22 protein-coding genes and 1 pseudogene are annotated in these 24583 nt (G+C 71.9%); 11 read left to right on the top strand and 12 right to left on the bottom strand.

Features of this window, described 5'->3' with window-relative positions:
• The first annotated feature begins 5 nt into the window (after nt 1-5).
• From ACFY2B_RS32545 to ACFY2B_RS32535, 3 genes are read left to right on the top strand one after another with little or no spacing between them, the layout of a single operon-like run.
• On the top strand, nt 6-899 hold the full coding sequence (locus tag ACFY2B_RS32545; RefSeq protein ID WP_390766653.1) for a potassium-transporting ATPase subunit C: 894 nt from the start codon (nt 6-8) through the stop codon (nt 897-899).
• Between the two features lie 5 nt (nt 900-904).
• Nucleotides 905-2554 carry a potassium-transporting ATPase subunit KdpA gene (gene kdpA / locus ACFY2B_RS32540; RefSeq protein ID WP_390766652.1) on the top strand — a complete coding sequence of 550 codons (1650 nt, stop codon included), beginning with the start codon at nt 905-907 and terminating at the stop codon, nt 2552-2554.
• Nucleotides 2555-2565: 11 nt separating this feature from the next.
• The gene (locus tag ACFY2B_RS32535; protein WP_390766651.1) at nt 2566-3138 is read left to right on the top strand and encodes an aldehyde dehydrogenase family protein; all 573 of its coding nucleotides are present in this window, start codon (nt 2566-2568) and stop codon (nt 3136-3138) included.
• Here ACFY2B_RS32535 and ACFY2B_RS32530 read toward each other — a convergent pair.
• Together ACFY2B_RS32530 and ACFY2B_RS32525 are read right to left on the bottom strand one after the other, a co-directional pair.
• Nucleotides 3089-4312, bottom strand: coding sequence for an MFS transporter (locus ACFY2B_RS32530; protein ID WP_390766650.1), 1224 nt, complete (start codon nt 4310-4312; stop codon nt 3089-3091). The two genes, ACFY2B_RS32535 and ACFY2B_RS32530, sit on opposite strands and share 50 nt — an antisense overlap.
• A 192-nt stretch (nt 4313-4504) precedes the next feature.
• Nucleotides 4505-5937 (bottom strand): annotated as a pseudogene (locus ACFY2B_RS32525) (aldehyde dehydrogenase).
• Nucleotides 5938-6038: 101 nt separating this feature from the next.
• Here ACFY2B_RS32525 and ACFY2B_RS32520 point away from each other — a divergent pair.
• From ACFY2B_RS32520 to ACFY2B_RS32505, 4 genes are all read left to right on the top strand, one after another.
• Complete coding sequence (locus ACFY2B_RS32520) at nt 6039-6593, top strand: TetR family transcriptional regulator (protein ID WP_390766649.1); 555 nt, start codon at nt 6039-6041, stop codon at nt 6591-6593.
• Between the two features lie 386 nt (nt 6594-6979).
• Complete coding sequence (locus ACFY2B_RS32515) at nt 6980-7582, top strand: GPP34 family phosphoprotein (protein ID WP_390766648.1); 603 nt, start codon at nt 6980-6982, stop codon at nt 7580-7582.
• A 213-nt stretch (nt 7583-7795) separates the two neighbouring features.
• Complete coding sequence (locus ACFY2B_RS32510; RefSeq protein WP_390766694.1) at nt 7796-9265, top strand: AlkA N-terminal domain-containing protein; 1470 nt, start codon at nt 7796-7798, stop codon at nt 9263-9265.
• A gap of 9 nt (nt 9266-9274) precedes the next feature.
• Nucleotides 9275-9757 carry a methylated-DNA--[protein]-cysteine S-methyltransferase gene (locus tag ACFY2B_RS32505; RefSeq protein ID WP_390766647.1) on the top strand — a complete coding sequence of 161 codons (483 nt, stop codon included), beginning with the start codon at nt 9275-9277 and terminating at the stop codon, nt 9755-9757.
• Between the two features lie 88 nt (nt 9758-9845).
• On the opposite strand, the gene ACFY2B_RS32500 is transcribed toward ACFY2B_RS32505, so the two are convergent.
• Nucleotides 9846-10580 carry an NAD-dependent deacetylase gene (locus tag ACFY2B_RS32500; protein ID WP_390766646.1) on the bottom strand — a complete coding sequence of 245 codons (735 nt, stop codon included), beginning with the start codon at nt 10578-10580 and terminating at the stop codon, nt 9846-9848.
• 185 nt (nt 10581-10765) lie between these two features.
• Here ACFY2B_RS32500 and ACFY2B_RS32495 point away from each other — a divergent pair, with 185 nt between their 5' ends.
• Genes ACFY2B_RS32495 through ACFY2B_RS32485 form a run of 3 tightly spaced genes read left to right on the top strand, consistent with a single transcriptional unit; the run spans nt 10766 to nt 13591 of the window.
• Complete coding sequence (locus ACFY2B_RS32495; RefSeq protein WP_390766645.1) at nt 10766-10975, top strand: ferredoxin; 210 nt, start codon at nt 10766-10768, stop codon at nt 10973-10975.
• The gene (locus ACFY2B_RS32490; protein WP_390766644.1) at nt 10965-12338 is read left to right on the top strand and encodes an NAD(P)/FAD-dependent oxidoreductase; all 1374 of its coding nucleotides are present in this window, start codon (nt 10965-10967) and stop codon (nt 12336-12338) included. Before ACFY2B_RS32495 ends, ACFY2B_RS32490 begins: the two co-directional genes overlap by 11 nt.
• Nucleotides 12339-12370: 32 nt before the next feature.
• Nucleotides 12371-13591: a cytochrome P450 gene (locus ACFY2B_RS32485; protein ID WP_390766643.1), complete on the top strand. Its 1221-nt coding sequence runs from the start codon at nt 12371-12373 to the stop codon at nt 13589-13591.
• Between the two features lie 46 nt (nt 13592-13637).
• Here ACFY2B_RS32485 and ACFY2B_RS32480 read toward each other — a convergent pair whose 3' ends face one another.
• Together ACFY2B_RS32480 and ACFY2B_RS32475 are read right to left on the bottom strand one after the other, a co-directional pair.
• Complete coding sequence (locus ACFY2B_RS32480; protein ID WP_390766642.1) at nt 13638-14132, bottom strand: NUDIX domain-containing protein; 495 nt, start codon at nt 14130-14132, stop codon at nt 13638-13640.
• A 22-nt stretch (nt 14133-14154) separates the two neighbouring features.
• Nucleotides 14155-15228 (bottom strand): ADP-ribosylglycohydrolase family protein, encoded by a 1074-nt coding sequence (locus ACFY2B_RS32475; RefSeq protein WP_390766641.1) that lies wholly within the window; start codon nt 15226-15228, stop codon nt 14155-14157.
• A gap of 135 nt (nt 15229-15363) precedes the next feature.
• Here ACFY2B_RS32475 and ACFY2B_RS32470 point away from each other — a divergent pair, with 135 nt between their 5' ends.
• The gene (locus ACFY2B_RS32470; protein ID WP_390766640.1) at nt 15364-16515 is read left to right on the top strand and encodes a glycerate kinase; all 1152 of its coding nucleotides are present in this window, start codon (nt 15364-15366) and stop codon (nt 16513-16515) included.
• Nucleotides 16516-16597: 82 nt separating this feature from the next.
• Here the strand turns inward: ACFY2B_RS32470 and pssA are convergent, their stop codons facing one another.
• From pssA to ccrA, 7 genes are all read right to left on the bottom strand, one after another.
• Entirely contained in the window at nt 16598-17452 is an 855-nt protein-coding gene (gene pssA, locus ACFY2B_RS32465; protein WP_376533165.1) for a CDP-diacylglycerol--serine O-phosphatidyltransferase, read from the bottom strand.
• Nucleotides 17439-18095 carry a phosphatidylserine decarboxylase gene (locus tag ACFY2B_RS32460; RefSeq protein WP_376533166.1) on the bottom strand — a complete coding sequence of 219 codons (657 nt, stop codon included), beginning with the start codon at nt 18093-18095 and terminating at the stop codon, nt 17439-17441. Before ACFY2B_RS32460 ends, pssA begins: the two co-directional genes overlap by 14 nt.
• Before the next feature lie 171 nt (nt 18096-18266).
• On the bottom strand, nt 18267-19478 hold the full coding sequence (locus ACFY2B_RS32455; protein ID WP_390766639.1) for an acyl-CoA dehydrogenase family protein: 1212 nt from the start codon (nt 19476-19478) through the stop codon (nt 18267-18269).
• Nucleotides 19479-19480: 2 nt separating this feature from the next.
• Nucleotides 19481-20005, bottom strand: a complete 525-nt coding sequence (locus ACFY2B_RS32450; RefSeq protein ID WP_390766638.1) for a MaoC family dehydratase — start codon at nt 20003-20005, stop codon at nt 19481-19483.
• Between the two features lie 5 nt (nt 20006-20010).
• Nucleotides 20011-21030 carry an HpcH/HpaI aldolase/citrate lyase family protein gene (locus ACFY2B_RS32445; protein WP_390766637.1) on the bottom strand — a complete coding sequence of 340 codons (1020 nt, stop codon included), beginning with the start codon at nt 21028-21030 and terminating at the stop codon, nt 20011-20013.
• On the bottom strand, nt 21027-23072 hold the full coding sequence (locus ACFY2B_RS32440) for a protein meaA (RefSeq protein WP_390766636.1): 2046 nt from the start codon (nt 23070-23072) through the stop codon (nt 21027-21029). Before ACFY2B_RS32440 ends, ACFY2B_RS32445 begins: the two co-directional genes overlap by 4 nt.
• A gap of 9 nt (nt 23073-23081) precedes the next feature.
• Nucleotides 23082-24419: a crotonyl-CoA carboxylase/reductase gene (gene ccrA / locus ACFY2B_RS32435; protein ID WP_390766693.1), complete on the bottom strand. Its 1338-nt coding sequence runs from the start codon at nt 24417-24419 to the stop codon at nt 23082-23084.
• Nucleotides 24420-24583 lie beyond the last annotated feature (164 nt).

Raw genomic sequence — 24583 nt, 5'->3', positions numbered from 1 at the left:
CGCCCATGAACCTTCTGTCCAGAATGCCCTCCTGGGTGGGTCACCACGTGGCCGCGATCCGGGTGGTCGTCGTGCTCACGGTGGTCCTCGGCCTGCCCTACCCGCTGGGAATGACCGCGCTGGCCCAGGTCCCCGGCCTGCGCGAGCACGCCCACGGCTCCCGGCTGGCCGCCGGCGGCAGCGCACTGATCGGGCAGTCCTTCCTCGACAAGAAGGGCGCCCCGATCCCGTACTACTTCCAGCCCCGCCCCTCCGACGCCGGCACCGGCTACGACGCCTCGGCCTCGGCGGCCGGGAACCTCGGCCCGGAGTCGACCGTCGACGTCCTGCCGGTCCTGGGGCACCCCGACTCCGGGAAACAGAGCCTGCTCACCCAGGTCTGCGCCCGCAGCAAGGCGGTGGGCGAACTGGAGCACGTCGACGGCTCCCGCCCGTACTGCACGGCCGACGGAGTCGGCGCGGTCCTCGGCGTGTTCCGCGACGGCGGTACGACCGGGAAGGCCACCCGCGTGGTCAGCCTCGACCAGGCGTGCCCCGAAAAGCCCTTCCGCAGCACGTACGGGGGGATCACGGTCGAGTGCGCCACGCCCGGGGCCGACTACAGCAAGGCGGTCGTCACCCCCGTCCGCGGTGACGCGCCCGCGCACCCGAAGGTCCCGGCCGACGCGGTCACCGCGAGCGCCAGCGGCCTCGACCCGCAGATCAGCCCCGCCTACGCCGCACTCCAGACACCCCGCGTCGCCCGCGAACGCGGCATGACCGAGGCAGCCGTACGCAAGCTCGTCGACCGCTGCACCAGCGGGCGCGGCCTCGGCGTCCTCGGCGCACCCGCCGTCAACGTGGTCGAGCTGAACGCGGCCCTCGACCACCTCCGTCCCGTCTCGGCCGAGGGGGCCTGACCACCATGTACGGCTGGCTCCAGGCCACCCTGATCCTCGCGGTCGTCGTCGCACTCCACGTACCGCTCGGCGACCACATGGCGAGAGCCCTCGACGGCGGCCCGCACCACCGTGCCGAGCGCGCCCTGTTCAAGGTCTGCGGTATCGACCCGGACGGCGAACAGGACTGGCGGCACTACCTGTTCGCGCTCCTCGCCTTCAGCCTGGTGAGCATCGCCGCGCTGTTCACGCTGTTCACCCTCCAGGGCAGGCTGCCCTGGTCCACCGGCCACGAGGGCATGCCGTGGCGGCTCGCGCTGCACACGGCGGTCAGCTTCACCACCAACACCAGCTGGCAGAACTACGCCGGCGAGTCCACCACCGGCCATCTCGCGGTGATGGCGGGCCTCGGCGTCCAGGCGTTCGCCTCGGCGGCCGTCGGCATCTGCGCCGCGCTCGCCCTCGTCCGGGGCCTCGTGCGCCGCGACACCGACCGGCTCGGCACCTTCTGGGTCGACCTCATCCGCACGATCTTCCGGATCATCCTGCCCCTGTCGGTCGTCTGCGGCATCGTCCTGATCGCCCTGGGCGTCCCGCAGAACCTCGACGGCCCGCACACCGTCACGACGATCGCGGGCGGGCAGCAGACCCTGCTCGGCGGCCCGGTCGGCTCCTGGGAACCCCTCAAGCTGATGTCCGGCGACGGCGGCGGCATCTTCAACGCCAACAGCGCGCACCCCTTCGAGAACCCGACCGCGCTCACCAACGCGATCGAGATCGTGCTGATGCTGCTGATCCCCACCGCGTTCATCCGCACCTACGGCCGTCTCATCGGCTCGCTGCGGCAGAGCTGGACCCTGCTGGCGGTGGTCGGCATCCTCTTCGGCCTGCTGCTCGCGGCCGGCACCCTCGCGCAGAGCGCGCACAACGGCACGGTGACGGCGGCGGTCGGCGGCCCGTACGAGGGCACCGAGACCCGGGTCGGCGTCCCCGGCTCGACCCTGTTCGGCATCGCGGCGACCGGCTCGGCCGACGGCGCGGCGAACGCGTCGTACGACAGCTTCTCCAGCCTGGGCGGCGGGGTGCTGCTGTCGGCGATGATGCTCGGCGAGATCGCCCCCGGCGGCGCCGGCAGCGGACTGTACGGCTTGATCATGGCGGTGCTGATCGCGGTCTTCATCGGCGGTCTGATGGTCGGCCGCACCCCCGAGTACCTGCGCAAGCGCATCGGGTTCCCGGAGATGCGCTACGTCGTCCTGTACGCGCTGGTCGCCCCGACCGCCATCCTGGGCTGCACCGCCCTCGCGGTCGGGCTCGGCGACGGCCGGACCTCCATGGGCAACCCGGGACCGCACGGCCTGACGGAACTCGTCTACGCCTACACCTCCAACGTCAACAGCAACGGCAGCGCCATGGCCGGCTTCAACGGCGCCACCGACTTCCACGACCTGCTGATGACGGCGGCGATGCTGATCGGCCGCTACGTGCCGATGGTGTTCCTGCTCGCCCTCGCCGGACGGCTGGCCCGCCGGCAGCCGGGCGTGGTCACGGCGGGCACGCTCCAGGCCCGCGGCGTCAACTTCGTCGCGCTGGCCACCGGAGCCGCCCTCATCCTGGCGCTGCTCAACTTCCTGCCGGCCCTCTCCCTCGGCCCGCTGGCGGAGGGGCTGCTCTGAGCACGGCGGCCGTGTTACCGGGGCCCGGTGTCCCGTACTCCCTGCCACCAGGCCCCTGTTCGCCGATCGTTCACCCTCGTGTCGGCCGCCGGTCCGCACGGAACCTCGTCGCGTTCCGGACCGGCGCCCCGCCATGCCCGTGCGTCACTGAACGGCATGTGGGGGAGGCACGCTCGTTCGGCAGTTCGCACGACGACGGGTCAGACAGAGCGGTCTCGGGCCCGACGGACCCGGACGCGGCCGTGGCACTGGCCGATGCGGTCCCGCAGGCGCTGGCGGCGAGTGTGCGGGCCCGTGATCCGGGCACGGGACTCGATCTCGCCGACCGGCTGAACGCGGGGGAGGTCTGGCTCACCTGCCACCTCGTCCAGACCGCCGAACTCCCGCACAGCGGCCGGGGCACCTCCGGCCACGGCACCGACCTGAGCACGCTGGCCCTGCACGAGTACCAGCGCCCCAAGACGGTCACGGCACGGCTGGTCCCCGGAGCTGAGAACGGGACGGGACTCCGCGCCGCGCCGCCGCGTCCCGCTGTTACGCCGAGCGCGCGGGCACCTCCTGAGGTTCCGCGTCTGGTGCGGTGAGGGCACGGCCGCGGTCGGCCACAAGCGTCCAGAGGGCGAGCAGAAGCGCGCCGGCTGCCGCGAGGAGTGCCACCAGGAGGGCGCCTGACACGCCGTGAGCCTGCGCGAGAGCGCCCGACACGGCCTGCCCGCCCGCCGTCCCGAGGGGACCGCCGGCGCACAGGACGGTCATGGCAACCGCGGCCCGCTCCGCGGGAGCGAGCCGCTCGGTCGACGCGTACAGGCTGATCATGTACGGCGCGACGGTGAAGCCGGCCGGTGCGATGGCGGCCGGGAGGGACACGAGGCGGGCCCCGGCGAAGAGGACCAGCATGCCGGCGCAGAGGAGCGCGGCACCCGAGACGTAGCGGGCACGCGGGGTAAACCGCCGCGGGAGCCAGCCGCAGACGACACCGGCCAGGGCGCTGCCGATCCCGAACTCGGCGTACACGAGCCCTGAGGCACCGGGCCTGCCGATCGTGTCGGCGTACACGGTGACGGCGGTCTGGACCGCGCCGAAGACCGCCCCCATCGCCACCATCGCCAGGAACATGACGGCCAGCCGGCCGACTGGCAGTCGTGGCTTCCCCGCTTTTTCCGAACGGGGGCGCGCCGTGTCGCGGTGGGCGAAGCGAAGAGCGAAGGGGAGGGTGGTGGCCGCGATGAGGGACATGGTCACCATGGCGGGTGCGAGGGGACTGACCGATGCGAGCAGGCCGACGAGCGCGGGTCCGGCGACGAAGCCCAGCTCGTCCGCGGACGCCTCATAGGCCAGGGCGGCGGACAGCAGACGGTCTTCGCCGTGCGCGCACACCAGCCGGGACCAGTGCACGCGTACGAGCGGGCCGACCTGAGGCTGGGTCAGGCCCACCAGGACCGCCGCCGCGACCATGCCCTCCCGGGGGCCTCGGCCCGCGGCCAGCAGGGCGGCCCAGGCGGCGAGGTTGGCGACGGCGGCGGTGACGCCGACGGACCGGTGACCGTAGCGGTCGGCCAGGGCGCCGACGAGCGGGGCGCCGACGGCGACGGCCACGCTCTGCGCCGCACTGGCGAGTCCGGCGAAGACGTAGCTGTCGGTCGACGCCTGGAGCAGGATGAGCGTGGAGAGGGCCGAGGCCGCGTAGGGCAGGCGGGCGAGGAACCCCAGCGGGAAGAATCCGGCGCCTGCGATACGCAGCAGGGAACGGTAGGACACTGATGTCTCCATCGAGCACGTCGAGGAGACGCGCCACCCAGCCACCAACGCGTCGACGAGCCCGATTCAGGTCGCCAACGTAGCGCAGTCGGCGAAAGTCCGCTCCTGGCGTGGCGAATCGGCGGCCAGGGACCGCGAACCAGCCGTCGAAGACCAGCAGTCGGGAACGACGTGGTCGGCAACCGGTCCGCGCTACAGCGCGATCGACTTGTGCTCGACGTACTGCGTCAGGCCCACGCTTCCGAACTCGCGGCCGATGCCGCTGGACTTGTAGCCGCCGAAGGGGGCGTCGAAGCCGTTCGGGGCGCCGTTGACCAGGAACGTGCCGGTACGGATACGGCGGGCGACGGCGAGGCCGCGCTCGGGGTCGGTGGTCCAGACGCCGCCGCTGAGCCCGTAGGGGGAGTCGTTGGCGATCCGGACGGCGTCGTCCTCGTCCTCGAACGGGATGATCACGAGGACCGGGCCGAAGATCTCCTCCTGGGCGATGCGCAGGGAGTTGTCGACGTCGGCGAAGACGGTCGGCCGGACGTAGTTGCCCTGCTCCAGGCCGTCCAGGGCGTCCGGGCCGCCGACGACCAGCCGGGCGCCGTCGTCCAGGCCGGACCGGATGTAGGACAGCACCCGCTCCTTCTGGACGGCCGTGACCAGCGGGCCGACGAAGTTCGACGGGTCGGCGGGGTCCCCGACGGTGGTCTTCCCGGCCGCCGCCGCGACCGCGGAGACGAATTCCTCGTAGCGGCTGCGCGGTACCAGCAGCCGGGTGTGGGCCACGCAGGACTCCCCGTTGTTGCCGAACGCCAGCTGCGGGGCGGCCTGGGCCACGGCGTCGAGGTCGGCGTCCTCCAGGACGATCGAGGCGGACTTGCCGCCCAGTTCGAGGCTGACCCGCTTGAGCTGCTCACCGGCGAGCGAGGCGATGCGGCGCCCGGCCCGGGTGGAGCCGGTGAAGGCGATCTTGTCGACGTCGGGGTGGGCGACCAGGTACTCACTGGTCTCCCGGCCGGCGGGCAGGATGCTGACGACCCCGTCGGGGAAGCCGGCCTCGGTGAACAGCTCGCCCAGCAGGAGCGCGTTCAGCGGCGTTTCGGGCGCCGCCTTCAACACCACCGTGCACCCGGCCAGCAGCGCGGGGATCAACTTGACCAGCGCCGACTGGTGCGGTGCGTTCCACGGGATCACGGCGGCGACCACGCCGACCGGCTCGCGCCGCAGCAGCGCCCTGGCCCCGGACGGGCTGCTGATCTCCTCCTCCCACCCGAAGCTGTCGGCGGCGCGCAGATAGGCCGCGGTCTGCTCGGCGAGCGCGGGCTGCAGGCTCTGGGTGAACCAGGCCGGTGAGCCGTTCTCCGCGGTGATCAGGGCGGCGATCTCGGCGGCCCGGGCGGCGTGCAGCTCGTTGAAGCGGGCCACCAGCGCGCGGCGCCGCTCGGGCGGCAGGTTCGGCCAGGTGCCTTCGTCGAAGGCCCGGCGGGCGGCGGCGACCGCGGCGTCGACGTCGGCGGGGCCGCCTGCGCGGCGCGGCCGACCAGGGAGTGGTCGTGCGGCGAGCGGACCTCGATCCGCTCGTCGAGGGTGGGGGCGACCCAGTGGCCGCCGATGTACAGGTTGGCGTAATCGATCACGGTGTCCATCCATCGGAGAATGTAAGTGATTACCTACATCGCGACGGTAAACCTGTCGGGGCGCCTTTGCAAGTGGGTTCCTACTTACTTAAAGTGGAGGCATGGCACGCAACGCGGACGAGACCCGGCGCAAGATCCTGGAAGCCGCCACCGAGGAGTTCGCCGAATACGGCATCGCCGGCGCCCGGGTCGACCGCATCACCAAGAACGCGGGTGTCAACAACGCCCTGCTCTACCGGTACTTCGGCAGCAAGGTCGACCTGTTCGACATCGTGTACAGCCGACTCGTCACCGAGATCGTCGACGCCGTGCCGATCGACGCGTCCGACCTGCCCGGCTACGTAGGACGCCTGTACGACTACTACGAGGCGCGCCCTCAAGTGGTCCGCCTCTCCGCCTGGCGGCAACTGGAGCGTCCCGAGCACGCGCTCCCCCAGGTCGTGCACGAAGCGCAGAAGGACAAGGTCGAGCAGGTGGCCCAGGCACAGCGGGACGGCACCGTCTCCGCAGCGCTGCCCGCCCAGGAGCTGTGCGACCTGATGATCCTGCTCTCGCTGAGCAACACCCCGCTCATCCCGGTGGTGGGCTCCGACATCGACCGCGAACGCCGCCGTGCCACCGTCGTCGCCACCGCCGAGGCCGTCCTGGGCACCTGACCGGGGGCGGCGAGCGCTCTGCTCGTGTCGGTGTTCGCGTCCGGAGCCGTGTTCGTGCTCGCGTCTGTTCTCGTGTCCGCCTTCGTGCCCGTCTTCGTGCCCGTCTTCGTGTTCGTCCTCGTGTCCGTCGATCCCCGGCCGCCCCTCCGCTGTGCGACGCTGTCGGCAGGCGCTCGTCCCGGGCGCCGTCGTGGTCATCGGGGTGGCCGCGGTCGCCGCCATGCTGCGTGTCGGCCCCGCGCACCACATGGTGGTGGTGCGGGAAGTCGTACCGGTGGGACCGACCGCCCCGCCGGCGGGGCTCGTCCGGCCGACGGGCCGGGCCGCCGCAGCACCCCGCCGCCCGGGCGCCGCAGCGCCGCCCAAGCACCTGACAAGGAGTCGACATGACCACACCGCGGGACCTCTTGATCGTCGCCCTGGACACTCCCGCCGACCGCTCCGTCGGGCAGGGCGACCTCTCGCTGGCCCTCGCGGGAGCCGAACTGATCGACCTCCTGCGGGCCGAGGCCGTCGCCCTGGACGGCGACCGGATCCTGCCGGGACCGCCGCTGGGCATGGGCGACCGGCTGCTGGACGAGTCCGTGGCGGCGCTCGTCCGCGAGCAGCCGTACGAGTCCGTGGAGGACTGGCTGTGGCGCCGGGGCCGTGCCCTGGCCGCCGCCTACGTGGACGTCCTGGAGACCACGGGCGACGACGGCCGGCGACGCGGGCGCCGGATCGGCCTGCGCACCGACCGGACCCGGCTCGGCGACCCGGCGGAACGCGGTCGCGCGGCCGGGCGCTGGACCTCCGGCGAGCCGGTTCTGGCCGAGCTGGGGGCCGCCCTGGGACTGCGGGACGAACCGGCCGGGGGCACGGCGGGACTCCCCGAGGCGGTCGTCACCGTCCTGGCCGCCGTGAACGGCGCGGTGGTGGAACTGGAAGCGGTCCGGCAGCGGCGCAGCATCGAGGACGCCGCCTTCGACAACATCTGGCGCGCGCCCTGACCGGTGCCGGGGACGGCGGGAGCAGGGACGGCCCCGGCGGCCGGCGGATGCCGTAGGAGGCACCCGAGGTGACCTGAGGTGATCCGAGTCGATCCGAGGCGATCCAAGGCGATCCAAGGCGATCCGGCGCGGACCTGGACAGGGCACGTTGATGTCGCATTCTCGCCAGCTTCGACCCGGCCGGTGGCCGATGCTGGACGCATGCAGAAAGGCATGCACTTCGACCGGGAGCGCTGCGTACGGGCCGTGCGGTCCAAGGACGCGCGGTTCGACGGCTGGTTCTTCACGGCCGTCCTGACCACCCGCATCTACTGCCGGCCCAGCTGCCCGGTCGTACCGCCCAAGGCCGAGAACATGACGTTCTACCCCAGCGCCGCCGCCTGCCAGCAGGCCGGTTTCCGGGCCTGCAAACGCTGCCGGCCCGACACCAGCCCCGGCTCCCCCGAGTGGAACCAGCGCGCCGACCTGGTGGCCCGCGCCATGCGGCTGATCGCCGACGGCGTGGTGGACCGCGAGGGCGTGCCCGGACTCGCCGCCCGCCTCGGCTACAGCACCCGGCAGGTCGAACGCCAGCTCCTCACCGAGCTGGGCGCGGGCCCCCTCGCGCTCGCCCGCGCGCAGCGCGCCCAGACCGCCCGGCTCCTCGTCGAGACGACCGGGCTGCCCATGGCGGAGATCGCCTTCGCGGCCGGATTCTCCTCCATCCGCACCTTCAACGACACCGTCCGCGAGGTGTTCGCGCTCGCCCCGAGCGAGCTGCGCGCCCGCACCCCGCGCAGGCAGACGGCGAGCACTCCGGGGGCACTGTCCCTGCGCCTGCCGTTCCGCGCCCCGCTCAACCCCGACAACCTCTTCGGCCACCTCGCGGCGACCGCCGTACCGGGCGTGGAGGAGTGGCGGGACGGCGCCTACCGGCGCACGCTGCGGCTGCCGTACGGGCACGGCATCGTGGCGCTCACCCCGAAGCCCGACCACGTCGCCTGCCGCCTCGTCCTCAGCGACCTGCGGGACCTGCCCGTCGCCATCAGCCGCTGCCGCCGGCTGCTCGACCTGGACGCCGACCCGGTCGCGGTCGACGACCAACTGCGCACCGACCCGCTCCTCGCGCCGCTGGTCGACAAGGCACCGGGCAGGCGCGTGCCGCGCACCGTCGACGAGGCCGAGTTCGCGATCCGCGCGGTCCTCGGCCAGCAGGTGTCCACGGCCGCCGCCCGCACCCACGCCGCCCGCCTGGTCACCGCGTACGGCGAGCCCGTCGACGACCCCGACGGCGGCCTCACCCATCTCTTCCCCGCGCCCGAGTCGCTGGCCGAGGTCGACCCGGACTCACTGGCGATGCCCCGCACCCGGCGGGCCACCTTCACCACGCTCGTCGGCCGGCTCACCGACGGCACACTCCACCTGGGCGTGGAGAGCGACTGGTCCGAGGCCCGGGCACGGCTCCTCGCCCTGCCCGGCTTCGGGCCCTGGACGGTCGACGTCATCGCCATGCGCGCCCTCGGCGACCCCGACGCCTTCCTCGCCACGGACCTCGGGATCCGGCGTGCCGCCCAGGAACTCGGCCTGCCCGCCACCCCGTCCGCGCTCATCGCGCGCGCCGCGGCCTGGCGGCCCTGGCGGGCGTATGCGGTCCAGTACCTGTGGGCGACCGACAGTCACCCGATCAACTTCCTGCCGGTGTAAGGATCTACCGTGAAACAGCACACCGTGATCGACAGCCCCTACGGCCCCCTCACCCTCGTCGCCGACGACGGCGTCCTGTGCGGGCTCTACATGACCGGACAGCGCCACCGCCCCCTTGAGGAGAGCTTCGGGGACCGCGACGACACGCTCCTCGGCGCGGCCAAGGAACAGCTCGCGGCCTATTTCGAGGGCGAGTTGAAGGCGTTCACCGTGGAACTCCGGCTGCACGGAACCTCGTTCCAGCGCAGCGTCTGGGAACAGCTCAGGGCGATCCCGTACGGGGAGACCCGCAGCTACGGCGACCTCGCCGACGCCCTGGGCAACCCCCGTGCCTCCCGCGCGGTCGGCCTCGCCAACGGCCGCAATCCCGTGGGCATCGTCGTCCCCTGCCACCGCGTCGTCGGCTCCGACGGCAGCCTCACCGGATACGGCGGCGGCCTGGAGCGCAAACAGCGCCTGCTGGACTTCGAGCGGGGCACGGCGCTGTTCTGAGCGGGCATGGCCCGGCCCGACCGGCGTGCCGCTCCACGGTTTCCGGCAACTGCACGCACCGGACGCGGCGGGGCGGCGGAACGCGTCGTCAGAACGCCGAGTCCGCGAGCCGGGACAGCAGCGCGGGCAGCGAGGTGCCGATCGGCTCGCGGACCACCTCGTGCGCCCGGTCGTCGTACGGAGTCGGCTCCGCGTTGACGACGATCAGGCGGGCGCCGTGGTCGGCGGCGACCCCGGCCAGGCCCGCCGCCGGCTGGACCTGGAGGCTGCTGCCGACCGCGATGAACACCGTGCACGCCTTGGTGATCGCCAGGGCCTCGCCGAGGACCACCGGATCAAGTCGCTGCCCGAACATCACGGTCGCCGACTTCAGGATCCCGCCGCACTCCAGACACGGCGGATCCGGCTCACCCGCCTCGACCCGGGCGAGCGCGTCCTCCATCGGCCCGCGCGCAGCGCACTTCGTACAGACGACACCGCGTGCCGTGCCGTGCAGTTCGAGCACCTTGCGGGCCGGCAGTCCGGCGAGCTGGTGCAGGCCGTCCACGTTCTGTGTGATCACCCGTACCGGCGTCCCGGAGCGCTCCAGATCGGCCACGGCGTGGTGCGCGGCATTGGGCCGCGCCCGCAGCGTGCGGTTCCCGCGGCGCAGCTGCCAGGACCGCCGCCGGATCTCCGGGTCGTGCATGTAGTGCTCGTAGGTGACGAGCTTCTCGGCCTCCGGATCCCGCCGCCACAGGCCGTTCGGCCCACGGTAGTCAGGGATCCCGGAATCCGTGGAGATGCCCGCGCCACTGAGGATGGCCACGAGAGGCTTGTTCATGGGCCGAGGGTAGGGCGGGTGTTCCCGGCGGGGCGAACGGATATCCGGGCCGTCGCGGGCCCGCGGGCCCGCGGGCCCGCGCGGGGCGCGCCCGCGTGATCGCCTCCCGGCGCACAACGCGCGCACGGCTCCCACGAGGGCTAGAAAGGAATGAGGAGCCGGCGTGCCGGAGGGAGTGACCAGCGATGCAGATCGTGGTGGACCTCACCCGTTGCCAGGGCTACGCGCAGTGCGCGTTCCTCGCCCCGGAGATGTTCGAACTGCACGGCGAGGAGGCGTTGCTGTACCACCCGGCTGTGCCCGAAGGGCAGCGCGAACGCGTCCGGCAGGCCGCGGCGGCCTGTCCCGTCCAGGCCATCCTGCTGGGCGAGGAGGTGAGCACCGGTGCCCGGTGACCTCCGAGAGGGCCGGATCGTCATCGTCGGCGCGTCACTGGCCGGCCTGCGGGCCGCCGAGACACTGCGCGACGAGGGCTTCACCGGCTCCCTGACCATCGTCGGGGACGAGCCCCATCCGCCCTACGACCGTCCCCCGCTCTCCAAACAGGTGCTGTTCGGCAAGGTACCGGCGCACTCCACCGGGCTGCCGATGCGCCGTGATCCGCAGGCGGAGTGGCGGCTCGGCGTGCGCGCCACCGGACTCGACATGATCGGCAAACGGATCCTGCTGGCCGACGGGGAGGAGCTGCCCTACGACCGGGTGCTGATCGCCACCGGCACGCGGGCACGGCCGTGGCCGAACCCCCGGGAGGCGGCCCTGGACGGTGTGGTCACCCTGCGCACCAGCGACGACGCGGAACTCCTCGCCGAGCGGCTGGAAGCCGGACCGCGCCGGGTGCTGGTGATCGGCGGCGGCTTCACCGGCTCGGAACTCGCCTCGGCCTGCCGGGAGCGGCACCTGGCGGTCACGCTCGCCGAACGCGGCCCCGCTCCGCTGGTCGGCGCGCTCGGCGGGACACTGGCGAAACTCGCCGCCGCCATGCAGCGCAACCACGGCGTGGACCTGCGCTGCCGCGTCACCGTGAACGCGCTGACCAGTGACGGCGACGGCCACTTCACCGGCGCCGAACTCTCCGACGGCAGCCGCGTCGACGCGGACGTGTGCGTCGTCGCCATGGGGGCGGTCCGCAACGTCGAGTGGCTGGCGGACTCCGGGCTGGCCGCCGGGTCGCGCGGGATCGCCTGCGACGCCGGGTGCCGCGCCTTCAACATGTACGGGATCGTCACCGACGACGTCTTCGTGGCCGGTGACGTCTCCCGCTTCCCGCACCCGCTGTTCGACTACCAGTTGCTGTCCCTGGAACACTGGCGCAACGCGGTCGAGCAGGCCGAGGTCGCGGCCCACAACATGGTCAGTCCGGAACCCCTGCGCCGCCCGCACCTCGCGGTCCCGGTGTTCTGGTCCAGCCAGTTCGGGCTCAACATCAAATCGGTGGGCGTGCCCACCTACTCCGACCAAGTGGTCATCGCGCAGGGTTCGTTGGAGGCACGCCGGCTGGCGTTGGTCTACGGCTTCCGGGGGCGGGTGACCGCCGCGGTCACCGTCGACATGGCCAAGTCGCTGGAGTTCTACCAGAACCTGATCGAGACCGCCGCGCCCTTCCCGCCCGCGCCCGGCGCGTCGGACCGTCCGCCGGCGGCCGAAGTCCCGGTGCCCTCCGACGTGCCGGATCCCGGCACCCTCTACCACGGCCCCACCGTCGCGCTCACCGGTCATCTGCCGGACCGCCGACTGGTCAGGATGCCGCCCACGCGGTGACCCACCGCCCGCCCGTCCACGAGGAGTCCGTCATGACCGCCGACACCCTGCTGGAGCGGATCACCGACTACGCCAACCGCCCCGACCCCTGGCCGCTGTACGCGGAGCTGCGGGAGGCAGGCCCCGTGGTGCGGCAGACGGACGGCAGTCATCTGGTCGGCACCTACCACGAGATCGTCGCCCTGCTCCACGACCCGCGGATCAGCGCGGATCCCCGCAACCGCATCATTCCGTCCACCGAACCGCGCGCCGGTGAGCTGCCGAAGCCGCCGTTCCTGCGGCTCGACGACCCCGAGCACCACAGGCTGCGCACGCTCACCATGCGACCGTTCGGCCCGCCGCACACTCCCGCCCGGATCGACTCCATGCGCGGTGAGATCAGCCGGATCGCGGGCGAACTGCTCGCGTCGCTACGGGGCCGCGAGCAGGTCGACGTCGTCGACGACTTCGCCTATCCGCTGCCCGTCACGGTCATCTGCCGGCTGCTCGGCGTCCCGCGGGAGGACGAGCCGATGTTCCGGGAGTGGACCGACGTGATCGTCGCGGCCGCCGACATCGGCTCCCAGGAGGAGGACACCGCCGAGCGGGACAAGGCGGGTGTCCTGGCCCGGCAGGAGATGGGCCAGTACCTGCTGAACCTCGCCGACCGGCGCAAGGACCGCCCGACCGACGACATGCTGTCCGCCTATGCCAACGAACCGGACGAGGCGCTGCGGCTGACCCCCGACGAACTGGCCACGAACGCCGTGCTGCTGCTGATCGCCGGGCACGAGACCACGGTCAACCTGATCACCAACGGCGTGCTCACGCTGCTGCGCCAGCCCGCCCAGCTGAACCTGCTGCGCCGCGAACCCGGCCTGCTGCCGCGCGCGGTGGAGGAACTCCTGCGCTACGAGCCCCCGGTCCACATGCGTGAGCGGTTCCCCCTCGCCGACGTGGACATAGCGGGCACCACCCTCCGCAAGGGGTCCCGGGTGGTGCTCGTGATGGCATCGGGCAACCACGACCCCGCGCGCTTCACTGACCCCGACCGGTTCGACCCGACCCGCCCGGACAACGAGCACATCGGCTTCGGCAGCGGGGTGCACGTCTGCTTCGGCGCGCCGCTCGCCCGCGTCGAGGTCCAGACCGCGCTCGGCCTGCTCGTCCCGGTTCTCGGCGAAGCGTCCCTGGTGCAGGACCCGCCCCCGTACCGGACCAACGCCATGCTCCGCGGCCCCCGGCACCTCCCGGTGCGCTTCGGGACGGGCTGATCCGGTCGGGGCGGCCCGGTCCCTGACGTGGTGCGCGGGTACCGGGTCAGGCCACCCGGTGGCCGTTCTCCAGCTCGGCCGTGCCCGCGCCGTCGGCGAGGACGTCCAGCGCGGCCAGGACACGGCGGCCGAGGGCACCGGGCAGGTGCGCGGTGAGGTCCTCGCGGGCGACCAGCCGCCAGGACAGCAGTTCCTCCTCCTGGAGCCGGATCGAGCCGAGGTCGTCCGCGGACAGGACGCCGCCGTCGTAGAGGTAGGCCACCAGCGGCGGCCGTCCCTCGCCGTGCACCCAGTCCACGGCGAGCAGCCGGCCCGGCTCGACGTCGAGGCCGATCTCCTCGGCCGTCTCCCGGCGGGCGCCCTGGCGGGGCGTCTCACCGTCGTCGGACTCGATGGTGCCGCCCGGAAGCGCCCAGCCCGGGCGGTAGTTGGGTTCGACGAGCAGCACACGGCCCTCGGCGTCCCGGAACAGGGCGGCGGCCCCGGCGAGGACCCGGGGGAGGCTCGCGATGTACGTGGCGAAGTCTTGTGTGGTGGCCATCTCCGAAGCGTAACCAGCCCAGCTACCGCGCCGGACCGGCCAGCCGGAGCGTGCGGGCCGCCAGGTCGCTGATGCGCGCCCCGTCGAAGCCGAACACCGCGCTGCGCACCGTGTCCTCCAGCGGGTCCGTCCACTGTGCCGGGACGGCCGCCGCGCCGGTCAGCACACCGGCCACCGAACCGGCCGTCGCGCCGTTGGAATCGGTGTCCAGGCCGCCACGGACGGTGAGCGCGATGGTGCGGGTGAAGTCGCCGTCGCCGTACAGGAGCCCCGCGGTGAGCACGGCCACGTTCGGGACGGTGTGGATCCAGCCGAGCCCCGCCGTCTCCTGTGCCATCGTGGCCACGGTGTCCTCCCAGGTCATCCGGGTGGCGTGGAGGGAGAGGACCCGGCGCACGGTACGCGCGAGCCGGCTGCTCGCCGGGATCACGCTCAGCGCGGTGTCGATGGCGTCCCGCACCCCGGGTGCGGTGAAGGCCGCCGAGACCAGCGCCGCCGCCCACATCGCGCCGTACACCCCGTTCCCGGTGTGCGACAGCGCGGCGTCCCGGCGGGCCAGCGCGGCGGCCCGGCGCGGGGCGTACGGCTGGGTCCAGCCGTAGATGTCGGCGCGGATGAGCGCGCCGATCCACTCCTGGTACGGGTTGTCGTAGGTCGCCGTCAGCGGCGGTTTCAGACCGTTCGCGAGATTGCGGTACGCCGCCCGCTCCGCGGTGAACGTCTGCAGGTACGGCAGCCTGAGCAGCCACTCCTCGCCGACCTGCTCGGTGCTGAAGCCGAAGCCGTGCCTCTCCAGCAGGAGCAGCCCGAGGAGCGTGTAGTCGACGTCGTCGTCGCGGCAGCTGCCGTGGACGCGGCCGCGTACGCACTGCCGCCACTCGGGGCGCAGGTCGGCGCGGTCGCGTTCGTCGGCGGGCTCGGGCAGGTAGTCCGTGAGCGGCAGGGCGGCCGTCCGCCGCAGATAGCCGTCGATGCGCTCGCGCGTCCACACGTCGCCCCGCTCGACCGGTTTGCCGAGCATGTTGCCGGCGATCCGGCCCAGCCAGCCGCCGAGGACGCGGTCCGCGAGATCCGGTTCGGTGCCCATGGGGGTCATGCCATTGGTCTACCCGGTTTCGGCCACGGCCGGTCGCGTGTCGCCGGGGCATGACGGCCGGACCGTCCTCCGGTTAAGGTCACAGCGGCGCGACTGGCCTGACGTGCGCGGGCCTGGGAAGCAAGGGGATGGCAAGTGGCGGAGGCTGTAGTGGGCGGGACCCGGCGGGTGCTGGTGGCCGCGGACAAGTTCAAGGGCTCGTTGACGGCCGTGGAGGTCGCCGAGCGGGTGACGGCGGGGCTGCGCCGGGTGGTGCCGGCGGTGGAGGTGGAGGCCCTGCCGGTGGCGGACGGCGGTGACGGGACGGTGGCCGCGGCGGTGGCGGCCGGGTTCGAGCGGCGTGAGGTGCGGGTGGCCGGCCCGCTGGGGCAGGAGGTGACGGCGGCGTTCGCGGTACGTGGTGGCACCGCGGTGGTGGAGATGGCGGAGGCCAGTGGACTGCAACGGTTGCCCGCGGGGGTCTTCGCGCCGCTGACGGCGTCGACGTACGGGTCGGGGGAGTTGCTCGCGGCGGCGTTGGACGCGGGTGCCCGGAGGATCGTGTTCGGGGTGGGCGGCAGTGCCACGACGGACGGCGGGGCCGGGATGCTGTCCGCGCTGGGCGCGCGGTTCCTGGACGCCGAGGGGGAGCCGGTGGCGCCGGGCGGTGAGGGACTGGCGGGGCTGGCGCGGGCCGATCTGTCGGGCCTGGACGCGCGGCTGACCGGTGTCGAGCTGGTGCTGGCGAGCGATGTGGACAATCCGCTGACCGGCCCGAAGGGCGCGGCGGCGGTGTACGGGCCGCAGAAGGGGGCGTCGCCGGACGACGTGGCGGTCCTGGACGCCGCGCTGGTGCGTTACGCGCAGGTACTGGAGGCGGCAGTGGGTCCGCGCGCGGCCGGGCTCGCGGCCTCGGCGGGTGCGGGTGCCGCCGGGGGCATCGGGTTCGGGGCGTTGCTGCTGGGGGCGCGGTTCCGGCCCGGTATCGAGGTGATGCTGGAGGTGCTGGGGTTCGCGCCGGCGGTGGAGCGGGCGGCTCTGGTGATCACGGGTGAGGGTTCGCTGGACGAGCAGACGCTGCACGGCAAGGCTCCGGCGGGGGTCGCCGCGGCGGCGCGTGCGGCGGGCCGGGAAGTGGTCGCGGTGTGCGGCCGGCTGGCGTTGTCACCGAAGGCGCTGGGGGAGGCGGGGATCCGGCGGGCGTATCCGTTGACGGAGGTCGAGCCGGACGTGGCGCGGTGCATCGCCGAGGCGGGTCCGATCCTGGAGCGGGTCGCCGCCCGGATCGCCCACGACTTCCTGACCTGACACCGCGGACCGCACCCCACGGGACACGGCGAGGGCCCCGGACCGTCGGTCCGGGGCCCTCGCCGCCGTACGGCTACGGCTACTACGGCAACTGGGCCGCGCGTGCCTCGCGCCGGTTGTCGCGGAAGTTGTTCACCCGTCGGGCGGTGGCGAACAAGGGGATCACCGCGCCCATGACGAGTTGGAGCGCGCAGCCGGTCTGGAGCAGCAGCTGACCGCTCGGCGCGTCGAACGCCCAGGCGGCCAGGAGGCCCATCGACAGCACGATCCAGGACAGCATCGCCCCGGCGAGCCGGCCGCGCGGCTTCGGGTACTCCACCCGGCTCACCATCAGCCAGGCCGTGCCCAGGATGGCGAGGAGCGTCGCCACGAAGGGCAGCTCCAGCAGGACGATGGAGACCACGGTCAGCGCGCCGAAGGGGCTCGGCATGCCCTGGAACATGCCGTTCGTCGGCGTCACGCAGGAGAAGCGGGCCAGCCGCAGCACCACGGCCAGCAGGACGACGATCGCGCCCAGCGCCGCCATCCGCTGGTGCGCGTCGTCCGCGACCATGCCGTACACCAGGACGAAGTACGCGGGCGCCAGGCCGAAGCTGATCAGGTCCGAGAGGTTGTCCAGTTCCGCGCCCATCGGGGAGGAGCGCAGCTTGCGTGCCACCAGGCCGTCGAACAGGTCGAAGACGGCGGCACAGAGCATCAGGATGACCGCCGTGGCCGCGCTGTGGCGGGCCATGCCGTTCTCCTGGCTGCCGGTGAGGTGCGGGATCAGGATGCCGGTGGTGGTGAAGTACACCGCCATGAAGCCGCACGTCGCGTTGCCGAGGGTGAGGGTGTCCGCTATTGAGAGGCGGAGCGAGAGAGGCATCTCCTCCTCTTCGTCGGCCGCCTCGGCCTCGGGCACCCAGCCCGCCTGTGTCTCCGGATCAACCACGGTCAATGCGAGTCACCCCAGCCACGGTCTTCTGTCCGACCTCGACCGCGACCTCCATGCCCTCGGGCAGGTAGAGATCGACACGCGAGCCGAAGCGGATCAGACCGATCCGGTCGCCCTGCTCGACCTTCGTGCCCTGCGGGACGTAGGGCACGATGCGACGGGCCACCGCGCCTGCGATCTGGATCATCTCGATGTCGCCGAGTTCGGTGTCGAAATGCCAGACTACGCGCTCGTTGTTCTCGCTTTCTTTGTTGAATGCGGGAACGAAGCCTCCGGGGATGTGTTCGACCGACGTGACGGTGCCGGAGAGCGGTGCACGGTTCACGTGGACGTTGAGCGGGCTCATGAAGATCGCGACGCGGGTGCGCCCGTCCTTCCACGGCATGATGCTCTGCACCACACCGTCTGCGGGGGAGATGACCCGGCCCGTGGCGATCTCGCGCTCGGGGTCGCGGAAGAACCACAACATGCCCGCCGCGAGCGCGGTGGCGGGCACGGCCACGGCCTTGGCGGCGCCGGAGCGACGGGCGCGGACCAGGCTGAGGGCTGCGGTGGCGACGGTCGGGAGGAGCCACGGCGATGCTCCGCGCGCGAGGCGTACGCCGACCAGGCTGTCGCGTGGTGCAGAGGTTTGGCTGTGGGGCATGGATGACCTTCGTAGCGAATGATGCCGCGCTTCGATCGGGGGACGGCGGCTTTCCCGGGATCGTACCGGTCGTGGGCCACAACTGGGCAAGCCAGGAAGCCGAGTCGGCGGCCGAAGACCGTTGACGGGGTGTGATCTTCTTCTCGAAGAAAACGCCCCGTACTCGGACAATCAGCCCTGGATTCGATACTCTTCGAGCAACCTCCGCCCGATGATCATTTTCTGGATTTCGGCGGTGCCCTCACCGATCAGCAACATGGGTGCCTCCCGGTAGAGCCGCTCGATCTCGTACTCCTTCGAGAAGCCGTAGCCGCCATGGATGCGGAAGGCGTCCTCCACGACCTCCTTGCAGTACTCGGAGGCAAGGTACTTCGCCATGCCCGCCTCCAGGTCGTTTCGTTCGCCCGAGTCCTTTTTACGGGCGGCGTTGACCATCATGGCGTGGGCCGCCTCGACCTTCGTGGCCATCTCCGCGAGCTTGAACTGGATGGCCTGATGCTGGGCGATCGGCTTGCCGAAGGTGTGCCGCTGCTGGGCGTAGGCGACCCCGAGTTCGAAGGCGCGCTGGGCGACACCGCAGCCCCGCGCCGCCACGTTGACGCGGCCGACCTCCACTCCGTCCATCATTTGGTAAAAACCTCGGCCGGTGACACCGCCGAGCACCCGATCGGCCGGGATCCGCAGCCCGTCCATGATCAGCTCGGTGGTGTCGACGCCCTTGTAACCCATCTTCTCGATCTTGCCGGGGATCGTCAGGCCGGGCCGGACCTCGCCGAAGCCGGGCTCCTTCTCCACGAGGAAGGCCGTCATCGACTTGTGCGGTGCCGTGGCCGGCCCCGCGGACGCCTCCTCCCCGGTGCGGACCAGGACCGCCACGAGCGACGACGTACCGCCGTTGGTCAGCCACATCTTCTGACCGGTCAGGACGTACTCCTCGCCCTCCCTGACCGCCTTCGAGGTGATCGCCGCGACATCGGAGCCGAGGCCCGGCTCCGACATGGAGAAGGCGCCGCGGACCTCGCCGGCCGCCATCCGCGGCAGGAAGTGCTCCCGCTGCTCCCGCGTGCCGTGCTGCTTGAGCAGGTACGCCACGATGAAGTGGGTGTTGATGATGCCGGACACCGACATCCAGCCCCGGGCGATCTCCTCGACGCACAGGGCATAGGTGAGCAGCGACTCGCCCAGGCCCCCGTACTCCTCGGGGATCATCAGCCCGAACAGCCCCAGCTCCGTCAGGCCGTCCACGATCTGCTGCGGATACTCGTCGCGGTGCTCCAGCTCGGTCGCGACCGGGAGGATCTCCTTGTCCACGAAGTCGCGGACGGTGGACACGATCTCCTGCTGGACGTCGCTGAGACCGGCGGTCTGGGCGAGACGGGCCATCGCTACTTCTCCGTCTTCTGCGCGGGTGCGGTCGGCTCCGGGCGGCCGGGCTGCTCCCCGCCGCGCTCCTTGACGTACGCCTCGGTGGGCACCATGACCTTGCGGCGGAAGACGCACACCAGCGTGCCGTCCTGCTTGTAGCCCCTGGTCTCGACGTGCACGATGCCCCGGTCGTTCTTCGACTTGGACAGCCACTTGTCGAGCACGGTCGTCTCTCCGTAGACCGTGTCGCCGTGGAAGGTCGGCGCCACGTGCCGCAGCGACTCGATCTCCAGGTTGGCGATCGCCTTGCCGGACACGTCCGGCACCGACATGCCGAGCAGCAGCGAGTAGACGTAGTTGCCCACGACCACGTTCTTGCCGAAGTCCGTCGTCGTCCCGGCGTAGTTGGCGTCCAGGTGCAGCGGGTGGTGGTTCATGGTGAGGAGGCAGAAGAGGTGGTCGTCGTACTCGGTGACCGTCTTGCCCGGCCAGTGCTTGTACACCGCCCCGACCTCGAACTCCTCGTAGACGCGTCCGAACTGCATGGCCGTCAGACCTCCGGGACCTCGAAGGAGCTGGTGCGCCGCAGGCCGGCCGCCCGGCCCTTGCCCGCGATGACCAGCGCCATCTTGCGGCTCGCCTCGTCGATCATCTCGTCGCCGAGCATCGCGGAACCCTTCTTGCCGCCCGCCTCGGACGTGTAGTGGTCGTAGGCGTCCAGGATCAGCTCGGCGTGGTCGTAGTCCTCCTGGGAGGGCGAGAAAACCTCGTTGGCGGCGTCGACCTGGCCGGGGTGCAGCACCCACTTGCCGTCGAAGCCGAGGGCGGCGGCACGGCCGGCCACCTCGCGGAAGGCGTCCACGTCGCGGATCTGCAGGTAGGGGCCGTCGATCGCCTGGACGTCGTGCGCCCTGGCCGCCATCAGGATCTTCATCAGGATGTAGTGGTAGGCGTCCGCCGGGTAGCCGGGCGGCTGCTCGCCCACGACCAGCGACTTCATGTTGATCGACGCCATGAAGTCGGCGGGGCCGAAGACGATCGTCTCGATGCGCCCACTGGCCGCGGCGATCTCGTTGACGTTGTTGAGGCCCTGTGCGTTCTCGATCTGCGCCTCGATGCCGATGCGGCCCACCTCGAAGCCCATCGTCTTCTCGATCTGGGTGAGCAGCAGGTCCAGCGCCACGATCTGCTCGGCGTTCTGCACCTTCGGCAGCATGATGCAGTCCAGGTTCGCCCCGGCGCCCTCGACGACCGTCACGACGTCCCGGTACGTCCACTCGGTCGTCCAGTCGTTGACCCGCACGACCCGTGTCTTGCCCGTCCAGTCGCCCTCGTTGAGGAACTTGACGATGGTGTGCCGCGCCTCGGGCTTGGCGAGCGGCGCGCACGCGTCCTCCAGGTCCAGGAACACCTGGTCGGCGGGGAGGCCCTGGGCCTTCTCCAGGAAGCGGGGGTTGCTCCCGGGGACCGCGAGACAGGAGCGCCGCGGGCGCAGCCGGCCGGGCAGGTGCGCGGCGGAGCCGTTCGTCGCGGGGGCGGTGGCCGGCGACGGGCGGGCGGGCGTGGTCATGCGGGGACCTCCAGGGGGTCGAGGTTGTTCGCTCTGCGGATCTCGTCGACGATACGGCCGATGATCCCGGTGATGTCGAAGTCCTTCGGGGTGAAGACCGCGGCCACTCCGGCGGCCCGCAGCCGCTCGGCGTCACCGCTCGGGATGATCCCGCCGGCGATCACCGGGATGTCGGCTGCGCCGGCCCGGCGCAGCCGCTCCAGCACGTCCGGCACCAGCCGGGCGTGCGAACCGGACAGGACGGACAGGCCGACCGCGTGCACGTCCTCGGCGAGGGCCGCGTCCACGATCTGCTCCGGGGTGAGCCGGATGCCCTGGTAGACCACTTCGAACCCGGCGTCCCTGGCCCGCACGGCGATCTGCTCGGCGCCGTTGGAGTGCCCGTCGAGACCGGGTTTGCCGACGAGGAAGCGCAGCTTGCCGGTGCCCAGGTCGCGGGCGGTGGCCGCCACCTTGGCGCGGACGCCGGCCAGTGCGGAGCCCTCCTCGGCGGGCACGGCCACCGGTGCGGAGGAGACCCCGGTCGGTGCCCGGAACTCGCCGAACACCTCGCGCAGCGCTCCGGCCCACTCGCCGGTCGTGACCCCCGCGCGGGCGCACTCCAGGGTGGCCTCCATGAGGTTGTCGCCGCTCTTGGCGGCCTCCTTCAGCCACTCCAGCGCCTTGCACGGGCGCGGGTGGTTGAACGGCGGCTGGTAGCGCGTGTCGCGCCAGTGGCGCAGGCAGTCGACGACCCGGGCCTCGACCGCCGGGTCGACCGTCTGGACCGCGGTGTCCAGGTCGGCGGTGAGCGGACTCGGCTCGGTCGTCCCGAAGACGTTGACGCCGACGATCTGGTCCTCGCCCGACTCGATCCGGGCCCGGCGCTCGGCGTGGGACGCCACGAGCCGCGACTTCAGGTAGCCGGACTCCACGGCCGCCAGCGCGCCGCCCATGTCCTGGATCCGTTCGATCTCCGCCGAGGACTCCTCGACGAGCTGGGCGACCTTCGCCTCGACGACGTGCGAGCCCTCGAAGAGGTCGTCGTACTCCAGCAGGTCGCTCTCGTGCGCGAGGACCTGCTGGATGCGCAGCGACCACTGCTGGTCCCAGGGCCTGGGCAGGCCCAGCGCCTCGTTCCAGGCCGGGAGCTGCACGGCACGCGCGCGTGCGTCCTTGGACAGCGTCACCGCCAGCATCTCCAGCACGATCCGCTGCACGTTGTTCTCGGGCTGGGCCTCCGTCAGGCCCAGGGAGTTGACCTGAACGCCGTACCGGAAGCGCCGCTGACCTGGGTCCTCGATGCCGTAGCGCTCCCGCGTGATGCGGTCCCAGATGCGGCCGAACGCCCGCATCTTGCACATCTCCTCGATGAAGCGGACGCCCGCGTTCACGAAGAAGGAGATGCGGGCCACCACCTCGCCCATGCGCTCGCGGGGCACCTGCCCCGAGTCGCGCACGGCGTCGAGGACGGCGATCGCGGTGGACAGGGCGTAGGCGATCTCCTGCACCGGCGTGGCCCCGGCCTCCTGGAGGTGGTAGCTGCAGATGTTGATCGGGTTCCACTTCGGGATGCGGGAGACCGTGTACGCGATCATGTCGGTGGTCAGCCGCAGCGAGGGCCCCGGCGGGAAGACATGGGTCCCGCGGGACAGGTACTCCTTGACGATGTCGTTCTGGGTCGTGCCCTGGAGCTTGGTGATGTCCGCGCCCTGCTCCTCGGCGACGACCTGGTACAGCGCCAGCAGCCACATGGCCGTGGCGTTGATGGTCATCGAGGTGTTCATCCGCTCCAGCGGGATGTCCTGGAACAGGCGGCGCATGTCGCCGAGGTGCGCGACGGGCACGCCGACCCTGCCGACCTCGCCGGCGGCGAGGACGTGGTCGGGGTCGTAGCCGGTCTGGGTCGGCAGGTCGAACGCGACGGACAGACCGGTCTGGCCCTTGGCGAGGTTGCGCCGGTACAGCTCGTTGGACGCCTCGGCCGTGGAGTGGCCCGCGTAGGTCCGCATGAGCCACGGCCGGTCCTTCTGCCGCGGTTCCCGCGGCTGACGCTCGCTCATGTGCGCCTCTCAGACGTTCCGGAAGCGGTTGATGGCGTCGACGTGCCGGGCGCGCAGCTCCGCGTCGCGGACGCCCAGGCCCTCCTCGGGGGCCAGGCACAGCACGCCGACCTTGCCCTGGTGGGCGTTGCGGTGGACGTCGTGGGCGGCCTGGCCGGTCTCCTCCAGGGGGTAGACCCGGGAGAGCGTCGGGTGGATCTTTCCCTTGGCGACGAGCCGGTTGGCCTCCCATGCCTCGCGGTAGTTGGCGAAGTGGGAGCCGATGATCCGCTTCAGCGACATCCACAGATAGCGGTTGTCGTACTCGTGGGTGTAGCCCGAGGTGGAGGCGCAGGTGACGACCGTGCCGCCCTTGCGGGTGACGTAGACGGAGGCGCCGAAGGTCTCGCGTCCCGGGTGTTCGAAGACGATGTCGACGTCCTCGCCGCCGGTGAGTTCGCGGATGCGCTTGCCGAACCGCTTCCACTCCCGGGGGTCCTGGGTGTGCCCGTCCTTCCAGAAGCGGAAGTCCTCGGCGTTGCGGTCGATGATCGCCTCGGCGCCCATGGCCCGGCAGATCTCCGCCTTCCGCGGGGAGGAGACGACACAGACGGGGGTGGCGCCGCCGGCCAGCGCGAACTGGGTGGCGTACGAGCCGAGGCCGCCGCTGGCGCCCCAGATCAGGACGTTGTCGCCCTGCTTCATGGCGGCGCCGTTGCGGGACACCAACTGCCGGTAGGCGGTGGAGTTGACCAGGCCGGGGGCGGCGGCCTCCTCCCAGCTCAGGTGGTCCGGCTTGGGCATCAGCTGGTTGGACTTGACGAGGGCGATCTCGGCGAGGCCGCCGAAGTTGGTCTCGAAGCCCCAGATGCGCTGCTCGGGGTCGAGCATCGTGTCGTTGTGGCCGTCGGAGGACTCCAGCTCGACGGAGAGGCAGTGGGCGACGACCTCGTCCCCGGGCTTCCAGGCGTTGACGCCGGGACCGGTGCGCAGCACGACGCCCGCCAGGTCGGAGCCGATGACGTGGTACGGCAGGTCGTGCCGGGCGGCCAGTTCGGAGAGCTTGCCGTAGCGCTCCAGGAACCCGAAGGTCGGCAGCGGCTCGAAGATCGAGGTCCACACCGAGTTGTAGTTGACCGAGGAGGCCATGACGGCCACCAGGGCCTCGCCCGGGCCCAGCTCGGGCACCGGGACCTCGTCCAGGTGGAGGGACTTGCGCGGGTCCTTGTCGCGGGTGGCGAGCCCGGTGAACAGGTCCGTCTCGTCCTTGTGCACGGTGATCGCGCGGTACGACTCGGGGAGCGGCAGGGCGGCGAAGTCGGCGGGCGTGGCGTCCGGGGACTGTATCGCGGCCAGGATGTCCTTCACGGTCACGGTGGTGCCTCCTGCGGTGGGCGCCCTGAGGGGGCGGGACGCTGAGGGGTGCGTCGGTGCTGCTGCGGATGGGGTGGAAAGGTGCCGTCGGTTCGGCGGGGGTGGTGCTTCGGCAGCGCTTGGTGGCGCGGGAGGTTGCCTGTGACGCAGGCGTCCGG

The organism is Streptomyces sp. NPDC001270, assembly GCF_042896695.1.
In the GTDB taxonomy this organism is placed as follows: Bacteria; Actinomycetota; Actinomycetes; order Streptomycetales; family Streptomycetaceae; genus Streptomyces.
Note: the sequence above shows the minus strand (reverse complement) of the source record. Positions and strands in the feature narration are given on the sequence as shown.

Excerpts from the sequence above, each read along its gene's own strand:
- ACFY2B_RS32545 (WP_390766653.1), top strand. The coding sequence starts at position 6 with ATGAACCTTCTGTCCAGAATGCCCTCCTGGGTGGGTCACCACGTGGCC.
- kdpA (WP_390766652.1), top strand. The coding sequence starts at position 905 with ATGTACGGCTGGCTCCAGGCCACCCTGATCCTCGCGGTCGTCGTCGCA.
- ACFY2B_RS32520 (WP_390766649.1), top strand. The coding sequence starts at position 6,039 with ATGGCACGCAACGCGGACGAGACCCGGCGCAAGATCCTGGAAGCCGCC.
- ACFY2B_RS32515 (WP_390766648.1), top strand. The coding sequence starts at position 6,980 with ATGACCACACCGCGGGACCTCTTGATCGTCGCCCTGGACACTCCCGCC.
- ACFY2B_RS32510 (WP_390766694.1), top strand. The coding sequence starts at position 7,796 with ATGCACTTCGACCGGGAGCGCTGCGTACGGGCCGTGCGGTCCAAGGAC.
- ACFY2B_RS32500 (WP_390766646.1), bottom strand. The coding sequence starts at position 10,580 with ATGAACAAGCCTCTCGTGGCCATCCTCAGTGGCGCGGGCATCTCCACG.
- ACFY2B_RS32495 (WP_390766645.1), top strand. The coding sequence starts at position 10,766 with ATGCAGATCGTGGTGGACCTCACCCGTTGCCAGGGCTACGCGCAGTGC.
- ACFY2B_RS32485 (WP_390766643.1), top strand. The coding sequence starts at position 12,371 with ATGACCGCCGACACCCTGCTGGAGCGGATCACCGACTACGCCAACCGC.
- ACFY2B_RS32480 (WP_390766642.1), bottom strand. The coding sequence starts at position 14,132 with ATGGCCACCACACAAGACTTCGCCACGTACATCGCGAGCCTCCCCCGG.
- ACFY2B_RS32475 (WP_390766641.1), bottom strand. The coding sequence starts at position 15,228 with ATGACCCCCATGGGCACCGAACCGGATCTCGCGGACCGCGTCCTCGGC.
- ACFY2B_RS32460 (WP_376533166.1), bottom strand. The coding sequence starts at position 18,095 with ATGCCCCACAGCCAAACCTCTGCACCACGCGACAGCCTGGTCGGCGTA.
- ACFY2B_RS32455 (WP_390766639.1), bottom strand. The coding sequence starts at position 19,478 with ATGGCCCGTCTCGCCCAGACCGCCGGTCTCAGCGACGTCCAGCAGGAG.
- ACFY2B_RS32450 (WP_390766638.1), bottom strand. The coding sequence starts at position 20,005 with ATGCAGTTCGGACGCGTCTACGAGGAGTTCGAGGTCGGGGCGGTGTAC.
- ACFY2B_RS32445 (WP_390766637.1), bottom strand. The coding sequence starts at position 21,030 with ATGACCACGCCCGCCCGCCCGTCGCCGGCCACCGCCCCCGCGACGAAC.
- ACFY2B_RS32440 (WP_390766636.1), bottom strand. The coding sequence starts at position 23,072 with ATGAGCGAGCGTCAGCCGCGGGAACCGCGGCAGAAGGACCGGCCGTGG.